Source organism: Mesorhizobium sp. WSM4898, assembly GCF_029625845.1.
In the GTDB taxonomy this organism is placed as follows: domain Bacteria; phylum Pseudomonadota; class Alphaproteobacteria; order Rhizobiales; family Rhizobiaceae; genus Mesorhizobium.
On record NZ_JARTVQ010000002.1, the window covers coordinates 314367 to 335448 of the forward strand.

The window sequence follows — 21082 nt, forward strand, 5'->3', positions numbered from 1 at the left end:
GACCGAACCGCGATGCACATCCTCACCACGACATCCGCCTCGCTCGACGATCTCGCCGAGCCGATCGACCTCAGGCAGACGCCTGCGGATGTCGTGGCGCTGTCCTTCACCGACAGCGATCTCGCCGGCCTCGCCGCTGCCTGGAAGGCCGACGCCGCTCGGCTGCCGTCGATGCGGCTGGCAGCACTTCGCGATCTCTGCCATCCGATGTCGGTCGATCTCTGGATCGACAGTGTCGCGCGCCATGCCAGGGTCGTCCTGGTCCGCATTCTCGGCGGCTACGACTGGTGGCGCTACGGCTGCGACCAGCTCGCAGCGGTTGCGCGCGAGCGAAATATCAAACTGGCGCTGCTGCCGGGCGAAAGCCACGACGAGGATCTGCGGCTGATCGACGCCTCGACCCTGCCGCGCGCCGAACTCGACGCCCTGCTCGGCTATTTCCGCGAAGGCGGCCCGGCGAACATGAGCGCGCTGGTGCAAAGACTGGCAAGGCTCGCCGGGTCGGATACGGCCGTGGCCGAGCCGGTGAGCGTGCCGAAGGCGGGGTATTACCAGGCTGGATTGGGGGTTGTAGAGGAGCTTGAGATCATCGATGTCGGCGGTCCTTCACACCCCCCTCTGTCCTGCCGGACAGAGGGGGGTGTGACAGAGCTCAACATCGACAGCGTCGGTGCCCCCGTCATCCCCATCCTCTTCTACCGCTCGATGCTGCTTGCCGCGGACGTCGCGCCAATCGATGCACTCGCAGATGCCCTTCGGTCGCAGGGCATGACGCCAATGCCGATCTTTGTTTCGAGCCTCAAGGACCCGGTATCGCTGGCTTTCGTCGAAACCGCCATCACCTCGTTGAACCCGTCCGCCATCGTCACTGCAACCGCCTTCGCTTCCGGTGCCGAGCCTGGTGCCGAAACGCTCTTCGACCGTGCCGGCGTGCCCGTGTTCCAGGTCATCGTCGCCACGACGCGGCGCGAAGTCTGGGAGAAAAACCAGCGCGGCCTGGCGCCCGCCGACCTTGCCATGCATGTCGTGCTGCCCGAGCTCGATGGCCGTATCCTCGCCGGCGCGATCTCCTTCAAGGGCGAGATCGACGCCGATCCGGCGCTGGCCTTCCGCGCCTTCGCCAACCGACCGGAAACGGATCGCGTCGCCCAGGTCGCCGCTCGCGTCGCGGCGATCATTCGCCTTCAACGGACGGAGCGGGCGGAACGCAAGCTGGCGATCCTGATTCCGGATTATCCAAGCGCGCCCGGACGCACCGGCTATGCTGTCGGCCTGGATGTGCCGTCGAGCGTGCTCGCCATGCTGCAGGACCTGAAGGAACAGGGCTATGCGGTTGATGGGATTCCACAATCGCCACGCGGGCTGCTGGATGTGTTGGAGGTGGGTGGACTTGGTCTCACCTTACAGGAATATCTCGCCTTTTCGGCAGCGCTTCCCGAAGGTGCACGCGACACGGTTGAGGCAGCGTGGGGGAGAGCCAACGACAAAGCTCACGTCAATGCGCCCCCCTCTGTCCTGCCGGACATCTCCACCTCTAGGGGGGAGATTGCGCCTGCATCGATGCTTTCGCCAATCATCAACGCTGGAGGAGAAGCGCCGTCAGCGAAACTGCCAATCTCCCCCCTTGAGGGGGAGATGTCCGGCAGGACAGAGGGGGGTGTTCAAGCGCCTCCTTCCGCAAGCTTCCCCTTCCGCGCCGCCATCTTCGGCAACGTCACCGTGGCGCTGGCCCCCGACCGTGGCCGCTCCGCAGACCGCCGCGCTGACTACCATGACCCGACCCTTCCCCCGCGCCACGAGCTGATCGCCTTCGGCCTGTGGTTGCAAAAGTCGCTCGGCGTCCACGCCATCGTCCATGTCGGCGCGCATGGCACGCTGGAATGGCTGCCGGGCAAGACGGTCGCGCTCTCCGACACCTGCTTTCCCGAGATCGTCACCGGCTCGCTGCCGGTTGTCTATCCCTTCATCGTCTCCAATCCCGGCGAGGCGGCGCAGGCCAAGCGCCGCATCTCGGCCGTCACGCTCGGTCACCTGCCGCCGCCGCTGACCGGCGCCGGGCTCGACGAGGCGCAACAGAGGCTTGAGCGGCTGGTCGACGAATACGCACAAGCCGACGGGCTCGACCGCCGCCGCCGCGACCGTCTGGCCAGGCTCATCGTCGAGACAGCGGAGAAATCCGGGCTGGCTGCCGAAGCCGGAGTTGCCGGAACCGATGCGCCGGACGAGGCGCTGCGCCGCATCGACGCGTGGCTGTGCGACCTCAAGGATTTTGCCGTCAAGGACGGGCTGCATGTCTATGGCCGCGCGCCCGATGACGAAGCCGATCCGCTGCGCCGCCAAAGCGCCGAGACCGAAAAAGACGCCCTGCTCGCTGCGCTCGACGGGCGTCACATCAAGGCCGGACCGGCAGGCGCGCCGGCGCGCGGTCGTTCCGATGTCCTGCCCACCGGCCGCAACCTTTTCACCTCCGATCCGCGCACCATGCCGACGTCGACGGCCTATGATCTCGGGCAGGCGGCGGCGGAAGAAGTCGTGCGCAGCTATATGCAGAGCCATGGCGACTGGCCGCGCTCGCTGGTCATAGACCTCTGGGGCTCGGCCTCGTTGCGCACCGGCGGCGAGGAGATCGCGCAGGGCCTGGCGCTGATGGGCTGCCGGCCGCAATGGGATGCCGCCACGGGTCGCGTCACCGGCATCGAGGTGATGCCGCCGGCCGCCCTCGGCCGCCCGCGCGTCGACGTCACCTGGCGCATCTCCGGCCTGTTTCGCGATATGTTCCCGACCCAGATCGCGCTGATCGACGCCGCGGCCAGCGCCGTCGCCGGCCGCGACGAGGACGATTGGGAAAATCCGCTTGCCGCCGCGACCCGTGCCCAAGGCAAAATCGGTCCGCGCATTTTCGGCACCTCGCCCGGCACTTACGGCGCCGGGGTCGAGGAATTGCTGTCGCGCGGCGAATGGAGCGCGCGCGAAGAGATCGGCCGCGCCTATCTCGAAGCAACCTCGCATGCCTATGGCGGCGCCGAAGGTGAGGCCATCTCCGCGCCCGGCGTCTTCGAGGGCCGCATGGCCGAGGCGGACCTGCTTGTCCACACCGGCGACGACCCGGGCCGCGACATCCTCGAAGGTTCGGCCGATGTCGCCTTCATCGGCGGGTTTTCGGCCGCACTGGCCGCGCTTGGCAGGAATGCCGATGTCATAGTGCTCGACACGACTGACCCTAAGAAGCCGAAGCCGCGATCGGTCGGCGAAGCGGTGTCGCGCGTGGTGCGGGCCCGCGCCGTCAATCCACGCTTCATTGCCGGGCAGATGCGCCACGGCCCCCGCGGCGCCTCGGAATTCGCCGAGACGGTCGACCGCCTGGTCGGCTTCGCCGAGACCACGCATGCCATATCGGGCGCGCTGATCGAGGCGGTGCACGACGCCTATATCGGCGACACGGAAGTCCGAGCCTTCCTGCTGCGCGAAAATCCCGCCGCCGCGAAGGTCATCGCCGAGCGATTCCTGGCTGCGCGACGGCGCGGTCTCTGGCATCCACTCAGGAATTCCATCGACGACGATCTCACGGCCTTGATCGCCGAGGCACAGGCAAGCGAGGTGGCGGCATGAACGCCTTCTCGCGCCGCGGCGCCTGCCCCGCGTTGAGCGCGCCGATGCAGACCGGCGATGGCCTGCTGGTGCGGCTCAATCCGGTTGCTGGAGGGCTTGCACCCAAGTCGCTGATCGGTCTTTGCGAATCCGCCTTGCGCCACGGCAACGGCATCATGGAAGTGACCGCTCGCGGTAGCCTGCAGATCCGGGGCCTGACAGCAGACAGCGCTGGGCTGCTGGCGGCGGAAGTGGATGCGCTGGGCATCGCCGTGCGGACGGGCGTGCCGGTGGAGACCGGGCCGCTCGCGGGTATCGACCCGCAGGAGATTGCAGATTCGCGCCCGCTGGCGGAACGGATCAGGGCGGCGGTTGAAGAGGCCGGGCTGACGCCACGGCTGGGGCCGAAGGTGTCGGTAGTTGTCGACGGCGGCGGGGAGTTGGCTGTGGATGCGCTGACGGCTGACGTGCGGCTGAAGGCGGTGCGGACTGTGGCCGGCGTCCAGTGGAGCGTGTCGGTTGCCGGTGACAGCCAAAGCGCGAAGTCACTCGCCACTGTTGACGAGGATACGGCACGCAACATCGCGTTGGCTGCACTAAGGATGGTGGCCGAAAAAGGCCGCGAGGCGCACACGCGGGAATTGTCGGAGCGGCAGTTGGCTTCTCTCGCAGGCTGGCATTCCTTCGCGCCCCCCTCTGTCCTGCGGGATATGTCCGGCGGGACAGAGGGGGGCGCCGTAGGGCGTCAGCATTCGCCCATCGGCCTCTTCGACCTGAGCAGCAGCCACGCCCTCGGCTTCGGCCTGCCCTTCGGAAGCATGCCGGCCCAGAACCTCATCGACCTCGCCGCCCAGGCTTCAGATCTGGGCTCGACCGAAATCCGCCTGGCCCCAGGCCGCGCCCTGCTTTTCCTCGGCCTCACCGCATCCGCCTGCCCTCCCCTCCAAGCCTCCGCCGCCGCCCTCGGCTTCGTCACCAAGGCCGCCGATCCGCGCACCCGCATTGCCGCCTGCCCCGGAGCGCCCGCCTGCGCTTCCGGCCGCATCGCCACCCGCGCCATCGCCGAAAAAATGGCAACGGAAAGCCCCGACCTCCTCGATGCCTCCCTCACCCTCCACATTTCCGGCTGCGCCAAGGGCTGCGCCCATCCCGGCCCAGCGGGCCTCACCCTGGTCGGCGACGAAAACGGAGCCGGACTTGTCGTGGACGGGACGGCAAAGGCCCTTCCTGCCGGATACAGGCCGGGCTATGACGCCGCGCGCGGGGTCGCCGGCATTGCGGCGGCGATCCGCAACGCACGGCATCCCGGCGAGACCGCCGCCGCTTGCCTCACAAGGCTCGGCACGACTGAGATCGCCGAACTCTATCGACGGAACTGAAGAATGGCCGCCTACGACTATATCCATGACGGGATGGCGATCTACGAGCGCTCTTTCGCTATCATCCGCGCCGAGGCGGACTTGTCGCGCTTTTCCGAGACAGAGGCCGATGTCGCGATCCGCATGATCCACGCCTGCGGCCAGGTCGAGGCAGCCAGCCAGTTCGTATTCTCCAGCGGTTTCGTTGAAGCGGCCTGTGCCGCCCTTGCCGCCGGGGCGCCGATCTTGTGCGATGCCGAGATGGTCGCCCACGGCATCACCCGTGCCCGCCTGCCGGCCGGAAACGAGGTGATCTGCACGCTGCGCGACCCGCGCACCGTCGAAATCGCCAAGGAAATCGGCAACACGCGCTCGGCCGCCGCTATCGACCTTTGGAGCGAGCGCATGGCAGGTTCGGTGGTCGCCATCGGCAACGCACCGACCGCGCTGTTCTATCTGCTCGAAAAACTGCGCGACGGCGCGCCAAAGCCGGCCGCCATCATCGGCATGCCGGTTGGTTTCGTCGGTGCTGCCGAATCCAAGGATGCACTGGCGGAAAACTCCTACGGTGTGCCTTACGCCATCGTGCGCGGCAGGCTGGGCGGCAGCGCCATGACGGCCGCAGCACTCAACGCATTGGCGAGGCCAGGCCTGTGAACGCTTTCCCCAAAGGCCGGCTCGTCGGCGTCGGCACCGGTCCCGGCGATCCGGAGCTGTTGACGCTGAAGGCGGCGCGCGCGCTGGCCGAGGCTGACGTTGTCGCCTATTTCGCCAAGCGCGGCAACAACAGCAACGCGCGCGCCATCGTCGAGGCGCGCTTTCGCCCGGATATGGTCGAGCTGCCGCTGCTCTATCCGGTGACGACCGAGATCGACAAGGATCACGACGACTATCGCTCGCAGATCACCGATTTCTATGAGCAGTCCGCCGAACAGGTCGCCGGGCATCTCGGCGCCGGCAAGATGGTGGCCGTGCTGTCGGAGGGCGATCCGCTTTTCTACGGCTCCTATATGCATCTGCACGTGCGCCTCTCGCACCGATTCCCGACAGAAGTCATTCCCGGTATCACCGCCATGTCCGGCTGTTGGTCGGCGACCGGCCTGCCGATCGTCCAGGGCGACGATGTGCTGACCGTGCTTCCCGGCACGATGAGCGAGTTCGAGCTGACGCGACGGCTGGCCGATACCGATGCCGCCGTCATCATGAAGGTCGGCCGCAATCTGCCGAAGATCCGCCGCGCGCTGGAAGCGACCGGCAAGCTGACGAAGGCCGTCTATGTCGAGCGCGGCACCATGCCGGGCAGCGTGTCGATGCGGCTCGCGGAAAAGCCGGACGACAAGGCCCCCTATTTCGCCATCGTGCTGGTCGCCGGCTGGTCGGCGCGTCCCGGAGTTCCCGGAGCCAAGCCTTGAGCGGCCGCCTCACCGTGATCGGCCTCGGCCCCGGCAATGCCGATCAGGTCACGCCGGAGGCGATCCGCGCCGTGACGGAGGCTTCCTTCTTCTATGGCTACAAGCCCTATCTCGACCGGCTCGAGCTGCGACAGGACCAGACCCGCATCGCCTCCGACAATCGCGAAGAGCTAGCCCGCTCGAACGAGGCGCTGGCCAAGGCAGCCGAAGGTCACAGCGTCGCTGTCGTGTCCGGCGGCGATCCCGGCGTATTCGCCATGGCGGCCGCCGTCTGCGAGGCGATCGAAGCCGGTCCGCCAGAATGGAGGTCAATCGACCTCGCGGTCGTTCCCGGCGTCACCGCCATGCTCGCGGTCGCCGCCCGCATCGGCGCGCCGCTTGGCCATGATTTCTGCGCCATCTCGCTCTCCGACAATCTAAAACCCTGGGAGCTGATCGAGCTGCGTCTGCTGGCGGCGGCCGGCGCCGGCTTCGTCATTGCGCTCTACAATCCGATCAGCAAGGCCCGCCCCTGGCAGCTCGGCCGCGCCTTCGAATGCCTGAAGGCCATTCTGCCGGGCACCACCCCGGTGATCTTCGGCCGCGCCGCCGGCCGGCCCGAAGAGCGCATCGAGGTGTTTCTGCTCGCCGACGCCGATGCGGCAAAGGCCGACATGTCGACCTGCGTCATCATCGGCTCGCCCGAGACCCGCATCATCAAGCGCGGCGACAAGCCCGCGCTGGTCTACACGCCGCGTTCGGCAACTGGGTCGAGAAAATGATCGACCATCGCAGCCAGCTGATCGACGGTCTCGGCCGACGCAACGTCAGGCAGCGGCGGCCTGCGCACCATGATCACCTCGATGCCGAGCGCGCGCGCCGCGGCGATCTTGCCGTAGGTCGCCTCGCCGCCGCTGTTCTTCGAAACGACGGTATCGATGGCGTATTTTTCAAGCAGCGCGCGCTCGTCCGCTTCGGGGAACGGCCCGCGCGCCAGAAGGTAAACTGCGTCAGGCACAGCCAGCTTTGGCTCGATCGGGTCGACGCTGCGAATGAGATAGCGATGCTGCGGAGCGGCCTCGAACGCGCCGGCTTCCTGCCGGCCGATCGCCAGCAAGACTCGTCGCGGCGCCGTGCCAAGCGCCTTGGCCGCTTCAGCGACGCTCTCCACGAAAGTCCAGCGATCACCCGCGACAGGCTCCCAGCCGGCACGCCGCAGCGCAACCATCGGCACGCGGGTTTGCCTGGCCGCCTCAGCGGCATTGGCCGACATACGGGCCGCATAAGGATGCGTGGCGTCGACCACCAGATCGACCTGTTCCCGATGGAGGTAGGCGGCCAATCCCTGCATGCCGCCAAAGCCGCCGCTACGCATGGGCACGCCTTGCGCCATGGGGCTTTCGGTGCGGCCGGCGAGCGACAGCGTGATCGAGAAATCCTTCCGGCGAGCCAGCTTGCCCGCCAGCTGCCGGGCCTCCGTGGTTCCGCCGAGAATCAGAATACGGTGGGTCATCATGCCTGCTGAGGGTTCGCGCGCTGCCAAGCCGGTCGCAAGATGGCTGACCATCGTCGGCATCGGCGAGGACGGTGTAGCGGGTCTGGGCGACGAGGCCAAGCGCAGGATCGCCGAGGCCGAAGTCATCTTTGGCGGCAAGCGGCACCTCGCGCTCGTCTCAGACTTGGCCAAGGGCAAGGCGCGACCGTGGCCGACGCCGTTCGATGCCGAGATGCATGATGTGCTGGCGCTCGAAGGCAGAAGCGTCTGCGTGCTGGCTTCCGGCGACCCGTTCTTCCACGGCGTCGGCGTCACGCTCGCGCGCAAAGTGAAACCGGATGAGATGCTCGTCCTGCCGGCGCCGTCATCGCTGTCGCTAGCCGCCTCCCGTCTCGGCTGGGCGTTGCAGGATGTCGAAACCATCTCGTTGCATGGCCACTCGATCGACCTCCTCCGCCCCCTGCTCCACCCCGGCGCACGTATCCTTGCGCTCACATCCGACAGCGACGCGCCGGTCGCCATCGCCGCGCTGCTCGACGAACTCGGCTTCGGTCCGTCGCGGTTGACGGTTCTCGAAGCGCTTGGCGGCCAGGGCGAAACGCGCCACGCTGTCCGCGCCGACGCCTTCGATCTCAAAAACATCAATCCGCTCAACGTGCTGGCGCTCGAAATAGAATCGACTCCGGATGCGCGCATCCTGCCTTTGACCGTCGGCCTTGCCGATCATCTGTTCGAGCATGACGGCCAGATCACCAAGCGCGAGATCCGCGCCATGACGCTGTCGGCGCTGGCGCCGCGGCGCGGTGAACTGCTCTGGGACATCGGTGCCGGCTCCGGCTCGATCGGCATCGAATGGATGCGGGCTCACCCTTCGATGCGGGCGATTGCCATCGAAGCCGACAGCGAGCGCGCCGCCCGCATCCATCGCAACGCCGCGCATTGCGGCGTGCCCGGTCTCGTCGTCATCGAAGGCTCGGCGCCGAAAGCGCTGGCAACACTGGCGACACCAGACGCCATCTTCATCGGCGGCGGCGGCAGCGATGCCGGCGTGCTGCAGACAGCGATCAAGTCGCTGCGCGCCGGCGGCCGGTTGGTCGCCAATGCTGTGACGCTGGAAATGGAGGCGCTGCTGCTTGACCAGCATACCAGGCGCGGCGGCGACCTTCTGCGCATCGCCCTCTCGCGTGCGGCGCCGGTCGGATCCATGCAGGCCTGGCGTCCGGCCATGCCGGTCATGCAATGGAGCTGGGTAAAGCCATGATGGTCGCGGGTATCGGCTGCCGGAAGGGTGTGACGCCGCGCGACGTGCGGGCCGCGATCGAGACCGCGCTCGAAGCGCATGGGTTGGCAGTAACCGCGCTTTCAGTGCTGGCAACGGGCGAAATGAAACGCGACGAGCAAGCGATCTTTCTTGCCGGTCGCGACCTCGACCTGCCCGTGCTCGTCGTCTCCGACGACGCCTTGCAAACCGTCTCATCCGGCACGATCAGCCAATCCGAATGGTCGCTTGCTCATGCCGGCACGCCGTCGGTTTCGGAAGCGTCGGCCCTGGCCGCGGCCGGCAAAGAGGCGAAACTGCTTGGACCACGTACTGTTCTTGGTCCTGTTACCTGCGCCATCGCCCTTGGTGGAGGCCCAAAATGACCGTCCATTTCATCGGCGCCGGCCCTGGTGCTGCCGACCTCATCACCTTGCGCGGCAGCCGCCTGCTGGCCTCCTGTCCGATCTGCCTCTATGCCGGCTCGATCGTCGCGCCGGAACTGCTCGAACACTGCGCGCCCGGCACAAAACTGATCGACACCGCGCCGATGTCGCTCGACGAGATCGAGGCCGAATATCTTGCCGCCCACGAAGCCGGCCAGGACGTCGCGCGCCTGCATTCCGGCGACCTTTCGGTGTGGAGCGCAGTGGCCGAGCAGATCCGGCGGCTCGAGAAGCGCGATATCCCCTACACGATGACGCCGGGCGTGCCTTCCTTCGCGGCGGCGGCGGCGGCGCTTCGGCGCGAGCTTACCATTCCCGAGCTCGCGCAGAGCCTCGTGCTGACCCGCGTGTCTGGCCGCGCCTCGAAAATGCCGCCCGGCGAGACGCTTGCTGGCTTCGGCCGCACCGGCGCAACTCTAGCCATCCATCTCGCCATCCATGCCATCGACCGCATCGTTGCCGAACTGACGCCGCTCTACGGCGCAGAATGCCCAGTGGCGGTCGTCTTCCGCGCTTCCTGGCCGGACGAGCGCATTCTGACCGGCACGCTGGGCACGATCGAGGCGCAGCTTGCGCAAAATCCGATGGAGCGCACGGCGATCATCTTCGTCGGCAGCGCATTGGCCGCGCAGGATTTCGACGAGAGCTCACTTTACGACGCCCACTACCAGCGGCGTTTTCGCGGACGGGACGGATTGTGAACGCCAGCACCAACAGAAACGGACGGGCAACGGTGGAGCAGGCGCTGGCGCGGCTGAACTTCAAGCCGCGCGCGCTGGAGCCCGGCCATGTCTGGCTGGCCGGCGCCGGCCCCGGCGGTCCCGGCTGCCTGACGCTCGAAGTGCTGGCGGCACTCGGGCAGTGCGATGCGCTGGTCTATGACGCGCTGGTCTCGCCCGATGTCGTCGCGGTTGCTGCAGGCGCGGAGCTCTTCTACGCCGGTAAACGCGGCGGCCAGCCCTCGATGAAGCAGGACGACATCAACGCCCTGCTCGTGCGGCTGGCGCGCGAGGGCCGCCGCGTCGTGCGGCTCAAGGGCGGCGATCCCTATATTTTCGGCCGCGGCGGCGAAGAGGCGTTGTCGCTGGCACGGGAAAACATACCATTTCGGGTGCTCTCCGGCCTCACCTCCGGTCTCAGCGCATTGGCCGCCACCGCCATCCCCGCCACCATGCGCGGCATCAACAAGGCGGTCATCCTTGCCACGGGCCATGCCGCAGGCACCGATGACGACATCGACTGGGCCGCAATCGCGCGCACCGGCCAGCCGGTCGTCATCTATATGGGCATGGCCAATCTGCCGGTGATAGCGGCAAAGCTGCTCAGCGGCGGCCTCGCGCCGTCGACGCCTGCCGCCGTGATTGTTGCAGCGACCACGCCGCAGGAGCGCATCGTTGTCGCCACGCTCGCCACAATCGCCGAGGAGGCCGCTGTAGCCGGGCTCGCCTCCCCGGCGCTGATCGTCGTCGGCGGTATCGTCGCCATGCGCGCGGCACTGGCGGGCGGGGCATGACGGCGCGCGCGATCATCATCGGCGCGCCGCGCTCCGGCTCGGGCAAGACCAGCGTCACCATAGGCCTGTTGCGCGCGCTTGCCCGGCGCGGGCTGAAGGTGCGGGGCGCGAAGTCCGGACCGGATTACATCGATCCCGGCTTCCATACCGCCGCCACCGGCCTCTCCGGCGTCAATCTCGACAGCTGGGCGATGCCGCCTTCCCTGCTCAACGCGCTGGCGAAACAGGCAGCGTCTGATGCCGAGTACGTCATTCTCGAAAGCGCCATGGGCCTGTTCGACGGCATTCCCGCGCCGGAAGGCCGTTCGGGTTCGGCGGCCGATCTCGCCAGGCTCTATGGCCTGCCGGTGCTTCTGGTGCTCGACGTTTCCGGTCAGTCGACCACGGCCGCCGCCGTCGCCAAGGGCTTTGCCACCTACGATCCGGATGTGCGCATGGCCGGCGTCGTGCTCAACCGCCTCGGCAGCGAGCGCCATCGCCGACTGGCGGGCGACGCGATCGAGGCCATCGGCCTGCCGGTGGTCGGCGCCATCATGCGCGATCCGACCCTCAACCTGCCGGAGCGGCATCTCGGCCTCGTCCAAGCAGGGGAGCACGAGAACCTCATGGCGCATCTCGACCGGCTTGCCGACATGGTCGAGAAGTCGCTCGATATCGACGCCATTCTCGCGCTGGCGAGCCCGCTCGAACCCACGGCCGGCGACTTCGGCGAGGCGTTACAGCCGCCAAGCCAGCGCATTGCACTGGCCGAGGACGCCGCCTTCACCTTCCTCTACCCGCATGTCGCCTCATACTGGCGAAACGCTGGCGCCGAGATCGTGCCCTTCTCACCGCTTGCCGACGAAGCGCCGAGCCAAGATTGCGATGTCTGCTGGCTGCCAGGCGGTTATCCAGAACTGCATGCCGGCAAGCTTGCGGCCGCTGGCAACTTCCGTGCGGGAATGGCCCGTTTCGCCGCGACCAAGCCAGTGCATGGCGAGTGCGGCGGCTTCATGGTGCTGGGCGAGGTGCTGGAGGATGCGGACGGCGAGAGCCATAAAATGCTTGGCCTGCTTGGCCATTCGACCAGCTTCGCCAGGCGCAAGATGAACCTCGGCTATCGCGAGGCGCGGCTGCGCGCCGGGTGTCCGCTTGGCAGCGAAGGCATGCTCATCCGCGGCCATGAGTTCCACTATGCGCAGATCGCCGCCACAGGCAATGACGAGCCGCTGGCGGACCTCGCCGACGGCCAGGGCAATCCGCTGGGCGCGTCGGGTTACCGGCGCGGCCATGTCAGCGGCACTTTCTTCCATGCCATTGCGAGGGGCGCATGAGCGGCGGCCTTTCCGAGCCTCGGCGATTGCTCGACGACATAGGCCTCAGCCTTGTCTTCTTGACGCGGCTGAGGCTGCCGTCGAGCGATTTCGGCGGCCGCAGCCTAGCCGAAGCGATCTGGGCGGCACCCTTTGCCGGTCTCGCCGTCGCCGTCATCGGCGCGCTTGTCTACGCCACCGTTGGCGCCCTGGGCCTTGCCGCCGGTCCGGCTGCGGCGCTCGCGCTTGCAGCGACGATGCTTGTCACCGGCTGCCTGCACGAGGACGGGCTCTCCGATATCGCCGATGGACTCGGCGGCGGCCGGACGCGCGAGAAGAAGCTGGAGATCATGCGCGACAGCCGCATCGGCGCCTATGGCGCCGCGGCGCTCGGCATCTCGCTGCTCATCCGCTGGAGCGCGCTTTCGGAACTGGCCGGCCCTGGCCACATCTTCCTGGCGCTTTTGGCAGCGCACGCCGCCTCGCGCGGCCTGTTCGGCGCCTTCATGCATCTTCTGCCGCCGGCGCGCTCCGATGGGCTGTCGGCCGACGCGGGCTCGGTCACTGCCGAAACCGCCGTCGTTGGTGCCGCGCTCGGAGCCGTGGCGCTGTTGGCGCTCGGCCTCGGCGGCGCAATTGCCGCGGTGATCCTGCTTGGCCTGCTGTTTGCCGCCTTTCGTGCGCTCTGCCTCAGCCAGATCGGCGGCCAGACCGGCGATACGATCGGAGCGCTGCAGCAGCTCGGCGAGATCGCCGTGCTGCTTGTCGCTTCCGCTTGCCTTTCCTGATTCTTCTTTCGGAGACCTTACCCTCATGTCCCCTCAAACAACGTCGTTCAAATCGCTCGAAGACCTTCGCGCCGCCTGCCTCGATCTGTCCGCCGGCAGCGATACGGCCGCCGCCGCCGTTGCCCGTCGCCAGGACACGCTGACCAAGCCGCAGGGCAGCCTTGGCCGTTTGGAAACGATCGCCGCCTGGTTGGCCCGCTGGCAGGGCCGCGACATGCCGAAGCTCGACGCGGTCAAAGTCTTCGTGTTTGCCGGCAATCACGGCGTCACCGCGCAGGGCGTTTCGGCCTATCCTTCGGAAGTCACGGTGCAGATGGTGGCGAACTTTGCCGGCGGCGGTGCTGCCATCAACCAGCTCGCCCGCGTCGCCGGCGCCAGGCTCGACGTCATCCCGCTCGATCTCGATCATCCGACAGGCGATTTCACGCAAGCGCCGGCGATGGACGAGCAGACCTTCCTCGCCGCGGTCTCGGCCGGCTACGACGCCGTGACCAACGATCTCGACCTCGTCTGTTTCGGCGAGATGGGCATCGGCAACACCACGCCGGCAGCAGCGATCTCGGCCGCTCTTTTCGGCGGCGGCGCGGAAAAATGGACCGGCCGCGGCACCGGCGTCGATGATGCCGGATTGATCCGCAAGATCACCGCCATAGAGGCGGGCCTCAAGCGCCATGCCGATTCGCTTTCCGACCCGCTGAAGATCGCCGCCGCCCTTGGCGGACGCGAGCTTGCGGCGATCTTCGGCGCCACGCTGGCCGCGCGCAAGAACAACGTGCCGGTGTTGCTCGACGGCTTCGTCTGCACCGCCGCCGTCGCGCCGCTGGCAAGGCTGCACCCGACCGGGCTGGCGCACACCGTCGCCGCCCATGTCTCGGCCGAAGCCGGTCATCGCCGCCTGCTCGAAGCGCTGGGCCTGCCGCCGCTGCTCGACCTCGGCATGCGGCTCGGCGAAGGCTCCGGCGCCTGCCTTGCCGTCAACATCGTCCGCTCGGCGCTGGAGTGTCATACGAGAATGGCGAGTTTCGCGGAAGCCGGCGTTTCGGAAAAATAATCTTCCTTCAAAATTTCAACGCTGTTGAAATGACGAAATAACGTCGTCTTGATTGATTCGTGCGACAGAGATGTTTCACGGGAGATCGAACGATGTATTTGAAGGGCCTAATATTTGTTACGTTTCTTGCTGGGATGGCACTGCCGGCCCTTGCCCAAGATCAATATGTTCGCCCGCTTCGCCCCGGCGAAGACGGATCTGCCAGAATCCAATCGTCGATTTCGATGACCCTTCCGGTCAAGGACGACGAGGACGCAGCCGCCCAGCAGCAGGCCGCACTTCGCTCTTTCTACAAGGTCGCGGCCGTCAGTTGCGCCATGGTGGCCGAGACTGTCGCCGACACCTGCGAAATCACCGGCATGACAACTAACGTCAATGCCCGGGACCGCAATGTCGGCGGCTATGGCGGATCGCAGGTTACGGTGACCGGCCAGATCACGATGAAGGTCAAGTTCAAGGCCAGCTTGAACAGGACAGCGCAGTAGGACTGGTGCCCATCTCGCTTGTTTTCTGGCCGCTTTATGGAAAGACTTTGGTGGGTGTGCACAGGATCGAACTGTGGACCCGCTGATTAAGAGTCAGCTGCTCTACCAACTGAGCTACACACCCACACCGCCGGGAAATCCAGCGTCGGCGGCGCATATAGCCGCCGGTTTGAGCGATGTCCAGCCCTGCCGGATCATTTCCCGACAAATCGCCGAATTGCCGCAGGTGTCACACAAAAAGCTGGCCTTCCGCCACTTTGATCGCATGGCCTCCGATGCGCGCGGAGGCCAGTTTTCCGCCGTCGACGTTGAGTTCGAGCCGGATGCGCGAGGGTCTGCCCATTTCCAGCCCCTGCTCGATCCAAAGCTGCGAGATCCCGTCCGTTGGACCGTCGAAATGCATAATGGCGCCGGCAAAGGCCGCCGCCGCGGAGCCGGTCGCCGGATCTTCGTAGGAGGGATTGCCAGGCACGATCATGCGCACATGGAAGGCGCTGTCGTGATGCACCGTCTCACGGCAATAGACATACGGGCTGGCGAAGGTCCATTCGCTCTTGCGCGGCGCGAGTTCGGACCATGCCTGGTTGTCCAGCCTGACTTTTGCGGCCGCTTCGAGGCCGGCAACCGGAATGGTGACGTAGGGCACGCCGGCCGACCAGAAGGAGACGCGGTGATTCTCGAAGCCGAGCTCATGCGGGCCAAGCCCAAGCGCGGCGCCGATCATTTCCGGTTCGGCGGCGAGTTCCAGCCGCTCAGGCAGTTTCGCCAGGTCGAATTCGGCGAAGGTAGCGCCATCATGCCTGCTGACCGCGCAACGCACGGGGCCGATGTTCTCCTCCAGCACAAAGATGCCAGTCGCTTCGCCAGCCTGCTCCGCAAGCGCGATAGCCGACCCCACGGTCGGATGGCCCGCGAACGGCATCTCATAATCGGGCGTGAAGATGCGTATACGGTTGCGATGCTTGGGATTTTCGGGCGGCAGCACGAACACCGTCTCGGACAGGTTGAATTCGCGCGCGATCGCTTGCATGGCGGCCGTATCCAGCCCCTCGCTGTCGAGCACCACCGCCAGCGGATTCCCGGCCAGCCGCTCGGTCGTAAACACGTCGTAAAGCAAGTAGTCGCGCATCATTTGGAAAACCTTCCGCCTCGTCCCGAATTTCTGCTCGATCCCAACATGAGGGAAATTTAATTTGAAATTCGAACGTCAAGGCATGATTTGTTCACGGATAGGGACATCAATTTGTCGTTATAGGGGTCCGTGGTGGACCAGCTTGTCAATCCGCCAAACGCAGAAACCGACACTTCCATCGAAACGGCCCTCGCACTCGACCGCAAAGGCGTGAGCCGCAAGCGCCGCCGCTTCCGGCTCTACGCGCTGCTGGCGCTGGCTGTCGTGGCGGCCGCGATCGCCGGCTACCGCTGGAACGCCGTCTCGCCGCCCCGGATCGAATACACGACCGCGCCGGCGACGATTGCCGACCTGACCGTCAAGGTGTCGGCGACCGGCACGCTGCAGCCGCTGACGCAGGTCGACATCTCCAGCGAGCTTTCCGGCATCGTCCGCGCCGTCGCCGTCAACGAGAACCAGCAGGTCAAGAAGGGCGACGTGCTCGCGACGCTCGACACCGCCAAGCTCGAAGTCCAGATCGAGCGCGCCACCGCCTCGGCAAAGGCGGCGGCGGCCGCCGTCGAGGATGCCAAGGTCACGCTGCAGGAAAACCAGAACGCGGTGGTCCGCGCGAGCGCCCTCACCAAGCGCGGCATGGCGACGGATCAATCGCTTGAGGCCGCGACCGCGACACGCGATCGCTCCAAGGCCGCGCTCGACAGCGCCGAGGCCAATCTCGCCATCGCCGAAGCCGATCTGAAGGCCCAGCAGACCGACCTTGCCAAGAGCACCATCTACGCGCCGATCGACGGCATCGTGCTCACGCGCTCCGTCGATCCGGGGCAGACGGTCGCTTCTTCGCTGCAGGCGCCGGTGCTGTTCGTCATCGCTGCCGACTTGCGGAACATGGAGCTGCAGGCGGCGGTGGACGAGGCCGATATCGGCCAGGTCAAGCCCGGCCAGCATGCCCGCTTCACCGTCGATGCTTTCCCGGACCGTCCCTTCGACGCCGAGATCCGCGACATCTCCTATGCCTCCGTCACCACCGACGGCGTCGTCACTTACAATGCACGGCTGGAAGTCGACAACGGCGAGCTTCTGCTCAGGCCAGGCATGACCGCCACGGTCGCGGTGGTGACCCGGCAGGCCAAGGGCGTGCTCACCGTGCCGGCCACAGCCTTCCGTTACCGCCCGGCGCAACAGGCGGCCCGCGGCTGGAGCCTGCGCGACCTCTTTACCGGCCGCATGGGGCGCCCCAACCGGCAGCGCGAGGCGACGAAAGCGCCGATCGACGGCTCTCGCACGCTCTATGTGCTGGACAACGGACGGCCGCATGCCGTCAACGTCAGGATCGGCTCGACCGACGGCGAACTGACCGAGATCACGTCCGGCCTCGAGGAAGGCGCGGAGGTCATCACCGGCTCGCAGCAACGGAGCTGACCGTGTCCGCTCCCCTGCTCATCACCTTCGACAGTGTATGGAAGAGCTATGGCGAGGGCGAAGCGTGCGTGCACGCACTTGCCGGCGTCGATCTTGCCATCCGCAGAAGTGAGTTCGTCGCCATCATGGGACCGTCCGGCTCGGGCAAGTCGACGGCGATGAACATCATCGGCTGTCTCGACACGCCGACGGCCGGAACCTACCGCTTCATGGGCGTCGATGCCGGCCGGCTCGACCGCAACCGCCGCGCCCTGCTGCGCAACCTTTATGTCGGCTTCGTCTTCCAGGGCTACAATCTCCTGCCCCGCACCACGGCGGCGGAAAATGTCGAGCTGCCGCTGATCTATCGCGGCGTTTCCGCCCGCGAGCGCCGGGAGCTGGCCATGCAGGCGCTCGCCCAAGTCGGACTTGTCGGGCGCGAACATCACACGCCGGCCGAACTCTCGGGCGGCCAGCAACAGCGCGTGGCGATAGCGCGTGCCATCGTCACCAAACCGACTCTGCTTGTTGCCGACGAGCCCACCGGAAATCTCGACACCGCGCGCACGCACGAAATAATGGAATTGCTGACCAGGCTGAACGCCGAACTCGGCCTCACCATCGTCATGGTCACGCACGAAGCCGACGTCGCGGCATATGCCGGGCGCACGGTGCGCTTCCTCGACGGCCACGTCGCTTCAGATACAGCGAAAGCCGAGTCATGATTTGGGAAACCGTCCGCCTTTAGCTGATTTCCATCCGCCGGAACGTGCTGCGCTCGTTCCTGACCCTGCTCGGCATCGTCATCGGCGTCGCCGCGGTCATCGCCATGCTCACCATCGGCTCCGGCACCACCGAGAAGGTCAAGGCCGACATCTCGAAACTCGGCAGCAACCTGCTCGTCGTCCGCTCGGGCCGTCCGGCAGGGCCTGGCGGCCCGGGCGGGCTCGACCAGGTCACCCGACCGCTGGCCACCAAGGACCTCGAAGCACTGGTTGCCCATCTCAGCGGCGCACGCGCCATCGCACCGGCGTCGCAAAAACAGGTGCGGGTCATCTTCGGCACGGAGAGCCTGACATCGGGCGTTACCGGCACCGACAGCGCCTATCTCGACGCGCGCGACTGGAAGCTGGTGTCGGGCCGTCCCTTCAGCGATTCCGAGACGCGCGCCGGCGCAGGCGTCTGCCTGATCGGCGAGACGGTGCGGCAGCAGTTCTTCGGCGCCGGCGATCCGGAGGGCGAGACGATCCGCGTCAACCGCACCTCCTGCCGGATCATCGGCTTGCTCGAGCCCAAGGGTTACACCGGCTTCGGCCAGGATCAGGACAATGTCGTGCTGATGCCGCTGGCCGCCTACCAGCGGCGCATCGCCGGCAACCGCGACATCGACTCGATCTACATCGCCGCCGACGACAGGACGCCGACCACCGAACTGCAGCCGCGCGTCGAGGACATCCTGCGCGACACGCGCCGCATCACGCCGGACCGCGATGCCGATTTCTCGATCCGCGACATGACCCAGATCGCCGACGCCATGGCCAGCGCCACCACCACCATGACCGGCATGCTGGGTGCCGTCGCCGGCGTCAGCCTTCTGGTCGGCGGCATCGGCATCATGAACATCATGCTGGTATCGGTCACTGAGCGCACGCGCGAGATCGGCATCAGGCTGGCGATCGGCGCGCACGAAAAACACATCCTGATCCAGTTCCTGGTCGAGGCGACGGTGCTGTCGCTGGTCGGCGGCATCATCGGCATCCTGATCGGACTGGCGCTCGCAGGCCTGGCCTCGGTGGCGCTGACGATACCCTTCGCGCCGAGCCCGGCGGTCATCCTGCTCGCCGTCGGTTTTTCGGCGCTGATCGGCATGGTGTTCGGCTTCTTCCCGGCATTGCGCGGCGCGAGGCTCGATCCGATCGAGGCGCTAAGGCACGAGTGAACCGCCGCGTCGTCGGCCCGTGACCGAGTCAGACCAGCTCGTTGGCGAAATGCCACTCGATCAGCGGCTTCATGTGCCCCATCAGCCCGACCGGCAGGTCGGTTGCGTTGCGGATGATGACCGGACCTTCGATCTCGGGCTGCACTTCAGTTGCAACGAAGGCGCTGATGCGCCGCGCAAGCTCTTCCGCCGGCTCGGGAACGTGATAGCGGCGGAAGATCACCGTGCCGCTCGAAGTCGACAGCGCATAGTAGCGCTGTCCGCGGGCGGCGCCCGACAGATCGATCCCGGTTTCCTCGCCCACCTCGCGGATCATGTTGAAATCGATATCGACGACGCCGTCGCGGAAATCGATCGGCTCGAAGGAGCCGGCGGCGAAATAGACGCGGCCGGCGTTCACCGTGTGCGAGCCCATCCGGATCGCCACCAGCGCATTGTCGCCGGCAACCAGCACGGCGTGCGCATAGGCATGTTCGGCGCCGCTCAGCTCCCGGTTTTTGCGCCACAGCATGAAAGTCGAGTACTTCACCGCATGACAGCGACCGATGAGCCGGCTGTCGCGATAGCTCAGCGCTGAAAGCAACACCACGGTGCCGTCATATAGCGCCGGCTTCATCTCCATTTCGCGGCGCCAGTTTTCCGCGATCGCTGTCTGATTGTCGCGCTCGAACGGATGCGGGCTGGCAACGAGCCGTACGTCGACCGCGTCGACCGGCAAAATGACATTGCGCGGCAGGTCGAAGCTCACGGGCTCAGGCCATGTCCAGGTTGATCACCACCGGGCAATGGTCGGAGGCCTTCGGCCTGTCCCACCCGGCACGCGGAAAACGCTCGACTTCCTGGCCAGGCGGAAAGATGGTGCGCCAAGGCTGACCGTTGCGGATGATCTCCGGAACCGCAGTGGCGTTCTTCGCCGCCAAGGCCTTCGACAGCAGGATATAGTCCAATTGGCACAAATGCCGCTCTTGCGGGCCGCGCGTGTGATAGAAACTCCAGCGGTCCATCTCGGGCCGCCGCTCGACGACATTTTCGCAAAAGCCGCCGGCGGTCAGAACGTTGATCGAGGACTGGGCTTCGTCGACGACCTGGAAGCGATAGCCGTCGAAGCTGTCGCCTTCGATCTTCACGCGCTGCCGATAATCGTTCATGTCGCCGCAGATTGCCCAGCGCTTGTCGGCCGCATGGTCCTTGCCGAAGCGGTCCTCGATGATGCGGCGCACGGCCTGCGCCTCGGCGATGCGCAGTGGCATCGTCGCCTCGCGGCCATCGAGACCGTTGCGCGGCGAGCCCATTGACTTGAAATGCACGAGGTACAGCGTAAGCGGCACGCCGCCGACCGTTATGTCGATTTCCAGGCAGTCGCGCCGGAAGACGCGTTCGGTGGCCAGGTGCCCGAACGCCGCCAGTTCCGGCGTGAACAGTCCGAACTGCTCGAACGTGACATAGGCATGGCTGGTCATGCGCACGAATTCGATCGGCTGCCCCTGCGCGGTCTCGTTGCGCATCATCACGGCGACGTCGATGCCGCGGGAGTCGTTGCCGGCGGTGGTGTATTTCTGACGGTAGCCCTGCCCGATCATCTTGAAGAGATAGCCATATTCGAAGGCCTTCAGCCCCTCGATATTGTCCACCTCCTGCATGCAGATGACGTCGGCGCGTGTCGCGGCTATGGCGAGCGCGGTAAGCTGGCGGGTGTCATCGGACTGGGCGATGGCGCGCGCCTGTTCGAGCAGCCTGTATTCTGCTTCGCTCTGGATGTCGAACAGCGCCAGCGTTCGGTCCTCGTTGAGCTGGTTGCGATAGCCGGAGAAGTCGAACCTGTTCATCAGGTTCTCGACATTGAAGGTGGCGAGGCGCAGCGACATGGCCGAGACCTTTGCCCGCAAGCAATGGCGAACACAAGAGCATACGCACGCCCGTTATGGTTGACGGAACCTTTCTGTTCATC

At 66.3% G+C, this 21082-nt stretch carries 20 protein-coding genes and 1 tRNA gene; 16 read left to right on the plus strand and 5 right to left on the minus strand.

The window, feature by feature from the left end:
* Positions 1 to 12: 12 nt before the first annotated feature.
* Genes cobN through P9228_RS08990 form a run of 5 tightly spaced genes read left to right on the plus strand, consistent with a single transcriptional unit; the run spans position 13 to position 7119 of the window.
* Positions 13 to 3609, plus strand: a complete 3597-nt coding sequence (cobN, locus tag P9228_RS08970) for a cobaltochelatase subunit CobN (RefSeq protein WP_278053071.1) — start codon at positions 13 to 15, stop codon at positions 3607 to 3609.
* A complete protein-coding gene (cobG, locus tag P9228_RS08975) occupies positions 3606 to 4967 on the plus strand; it encodes a precorrin-3B synthase (protein WP_278053072.1) in 1362 nt (453 codons plus the stop codon). Before cobN ends, cobG begins: the two co-directional genes overlap by 4 nt.
* A 3-nt stretch (positions 4968 to 4970) precedes the next feature.
* Positions 4971 to 5603, plus strand: a complete 633-nt coding sequence (locus P9228_RS08980) for a precorrin-8X methylmutase (protein ID WP_278053073.1) — start codon at positions 4971 to 4973, stop codon at positions 5601 to 5603.
* A complete protein-coding gene (locus P9228_RS08985) occupies positions 5600 to 6358 on the plus strand; it encodes a precorrin-2 C(20)-methyltransferase (protein WP_095801990.1) in 759 nt (252 codons plus the stop codon). Before P9228_RS08980 ends, P9228_RS08985 begins: the two co-directional genes overlap by 4 nt.
* Entirely contained in the window at positions 6355 to 7119 is a 765-nt protein-coding gene (locus P9228_RS08990; protein WP_095801991.1) for a precorrin-3B C(17)-methyltransferase, read from the plus strand. Before P9228_RS08985 ends, P9228_RS08990 begins: the two co-directional genes overlap by 4 nt.
* Here the strand turns inward: P9228_RS08990 and P9228_RS08995 are convergent.
* Positions 7083 to 7850 (minus strand): cobalt-precorrin-6A reductase, encoded by a 768-nt coding sequence (locus tag P9228_RS08995; protein WP_095780915.1) that lies wholly within the window; start codon positions 7848 to 7850, stop codon positions 7083 to 7085. The two genes, P9228_RS08990 and P9228_RS08995, sit on opposite strands and share 37 nt — an antisense overlap.
* A gap of 1 nt (position 7851) precedes the next feature.
* Here P9228_RS08995 and cbiE point away from each other — a divergent pair, with 1 nt between their 5' ends.
* From cbiE to P9228_RS09035, 8 genes are all read left to right on the plus strand, one after another.
* Positions 7852 to 9093 carry a precorrin-6y C5,15-methyltransferase (decarboxylating) subunit CbiE gene (gene cbiE / locus P9228_RS09000; protein WP_278053075.1) on the plus strand — a complete coding sequence of 414 codons (1242 nt, stop codon included), beginning with the start codon at positions 7852 to 7854 and terminating at the stop codon, positions 9091 to 9093.
* Positions 9090 to 9476: a cobalamin biosynthesis protein gene (locus P9228_RS09005; RefSeq protein ID WP_278053076.1), complete on the plus strand. Its 387-nt coding sequence runs from the start codon at positions 9090 to 9092 to the stop codon at positions 9474 to 9476. The genes cbiE and P9228_RS09005 overlap by 4 nt, the downstream gene beginning before the upstream one ends.
* Positions 9473 to 10237, plus strand: a complete 765-nt coding sequence (cobM, locus tag P9228_RS09010) for a precorrin-4 C(11)-methyltransferase (RefSeq protein WP_278053077.1) — start codon at positions 9473 to 9475, stop codon at positions 10235 to 10237. Before P9228_RS09005 ends, cobM begins: the two co-directional genes overlap by 4 nt.
* Positions 10234 to 11049, plus strand: a complete 816-nt coding sequence (gene cobA, locus P9228_RS09015; protein ID WP_278053078.1) for a uroporphyrinogen-III C-methyltransferase — start codon at positions 10234 to 10236, stop codon at positions 11047 to 11049. The genes cobM and cobA overlap by 4 nt, the downstream gene beginning before the upstream one ends.
* On the plus strand, positions 11046 to 12362 hold the full coding sequence (locus P9228_RS09020; protein ID WP_278053079.1) for a cobyrinate a,c-diamide synthase: 1317 nt from the start codon (positions 11046 to 11048) through the stop codon (positions 12360 to 12362). The genes cobA and P9228_RS09020 overlap by 4 nt, the downstream gene beginning before the upstream one ends.
* Complete coding sequence (gene cobS / locus P9228_RS09025) at positions 12359 to 13129, plus strand: adenosylcobinamide-GDP ribazoletransferase (RefSeq protein WP_278053080.1); 771 nt, start codon at positions 12359 to 12361, stop codon at positions 13127 to 13129. The genes P9228_RS09020 and cobS overlap by 4 nt, the downstream gene beginning before the upstream one ends.
* A gap of 25 nt (positions 13130 to 13154) precedes the next feature.
* Positions 13155 to 14180, plus strand: a complete 1026-nt coding sequence (gene cobT / locus P9228_RS09030) for a nicotinate-nucleotide--dimethylbenzimidazole phosphoribosyltransferase (RefSeq protein WP_095826218.1) — start codon at positions 13155 to 13157, stop codon at positions 14178 to 14180.
* Positions 14181 to 14272: 92 nt separating this feature from the next.
* On the plus strand, positions 14273 to 14665 hold the full coding sequence (locus tag P9228_RS09035; protein ID WP_278053081.1) for a hypothetical protein: 393 nt from the start codon (positions 14273 to 14275) through the stop codon (positions 14663 to 14665).
* Positions 14666 to 14713: 48 nt separating this feature from the next.
* On the opposite strand, the gene P9228_RS09040 is transcribed toward P9228_RS09035, so the two are convergent.
* Positions 14714 to 14789: transfer RNA gene (locus tag P9228_RS09040), tRNA-Lys, on the minus strand.
* Between the two features lie 105 nt (positions 14790 to 14894).
* The gene (locus tag P9228_RS09045) at positions 14895 to 15797 is read right to left on the minus strand and encodes a PhzF family phenazine biosynthesis protein (protein ID WP_278053082.1); all 903 of its coding nucleotides are present in this window, start codon (positions 15795 to 15797) and stop codon (positions 14895 to 14897) included.
* Positions 15798 to 15929: 132 nt separating this feature from the next.
* Here P9228_RS09045 and P9228_RS09050 point away from each other — a divergent pair, with 132 nt between their 5' ends.
* The 3 genes from P9228_RS09050 to P9228_RS09060 are packed head-to-tail and all read left to right on the plus strand — an operon-like array spanning position 15930 to position 19134.
* Positions 15930 to 17216 (plus strand): efflux RND transporter periplasmic adaptor subunit, encoded by a 1287-nt coding sequence (locus P9228_RS09050; RefSeq protein WP_278053084.1) that lies wholly within the window; start codon positions 15930 to 15932, stop codon positions 17214 to 17216.
* Positions 17213 to 17920, plus strand: a complete 708-nt coding sequence (locus P9228_RS09055; RefSeq protein WP_278054034.1) for an ABC transporter ATP-binding protein — start codon at positions 17213 to 17215, stop codon at positions 17918 to 17920. Before P9228_RS09050 ends, P9228_RS09055 begins: the two co-directional genes overlap by 4 nt.
* Positions 17921 to 17943: 23 nt before the next feature.
* Positions 17944 to 19134, plus strand: coding sequence for an ABC transporter permease (locus tag P9228_RS09060; RefSeq protein ID WP_278054035.1), 1191 nt, complete (start codon positions 17944 to 17946; stop codon positions 19132 to 19134).
* A 28-nt stretch (positions 19135 to 19162) separates the two neighbouring features.
* Here the strand turns inward: P9228_RS09060 and P9228_RS09065 are convergent, their stop codons facing one another.
* Together P9228_RS09065 and P9228_RS09070 are read right to left on the minus strand one after the other, a co-directional pair.
* On the minus strand, positions 19163 to 19882 hold the full coding sequence (locus P9228_RS09065) for a hypothetical protein (protein ID WP_278053085.1): 720 nt from the start codon (positions 19880 to 19882) through the stop codon (positions 19163 to 19165).
* Positions 19883 to 19886: 4 nt separating this feature from the next.
* Positions 19887 to 20999, minus strand: a complete 1113-nt coding sequence (locus tag P9228_RS09070; RefSeq protein WP_095802004.1) for an endonuclease/exonuclease/phosphatase family protein — start codon at positions 20997 to 20999, stop codon at positions 19887 to 19889.
* Between the last annotated feature and the right edge of the window lie 83 nt (positions 21000 to 21082).

Coding starts and splice junctions, on each gene's coding strand:
- cobN (WP_278053071.1), top strand. CDS start 13: ATGCACATCCTCACCACGACATCCGCCTCGCTCGACGATCTCGCCGAG.
- cobG (WP_278053072.1), top strand. CDS start 3,606: ATGAACGCCTTCTCGCGCCGCGGCGCCTGCCCCGCGTTGAGCGCGCCG.
- P9228_RS08980 (WP_278053073.1), top strand. CDS start 4,971: ATGGCCGCCTACGACTATATCCATGACGGGATGGCGATCTACGAGCGC.
- P9228_RS08995 (WP_095780915.1), bottom strand. CDS start 7,850: ATGACCCACCGTATTCTGATTCTCGGCGGAACCACGGAGGCCCGGCAG.
- cbiE (WP_278053075.1), top strand. CDS start 7,852: ATGCCTGCTGAGGGTTCGCGCGCTGCCAAGCCGGTCGCAAGATGGCTG.
- P9228_RS09005 (WP_278053076.1), top strand. CDS start 9,090: ATGATGGTCGCGGGTATCGGCTGCCGGAAGGGTGTGACGCCGCGCGAC.
- cobM (WP_278053077.1), top strand. CDS start 9,473: ATGACCGTCCATTTCATCGGCGCCGGCCCTGGTGCTGCCGACCTCATC.
- P9228_RS09020 (WP_278053079.1), top strand. CDS start 11,046: ATGACGGCGCGCGCGATCATCATCGGCGCGCCGCGCTCCGGCTCGGGC.
- cobS (WP_278053080.1), top strand. CDS start 12,359: ATGAGCGGCGGCCTTTCCGAGCCTCGGCGATTGCTCGACGACATAGGC.
- cobT (WP_095826218.1), top strand. CDS start 13,155: ATGTCCCCTCAAACAACGTCGTTCAAATCGCTCGAAGACCTTCGCGCC.
- P9228_RS09035 (WP_278053081.1), top strand. CDS start 14,273: ATGTATTTGAAGGGCCTAATATTTGTTACGTTTCTTGCTGGGATGGCA.
- P9228_RS09045 (WP_278053082.1), bottom strand. CDS start 15,797: ATGATGCGCGACTACTTGCTTTACGACGTGTTTACGACCGAGCGGCTG.
- P9228_RS09070 (WP_095802004.1), bottom strand. CDS start 20,999: ATGTCGCTGCGCCTCGCCACCTTCAATGTCGAGAACCTGATGAACAGG.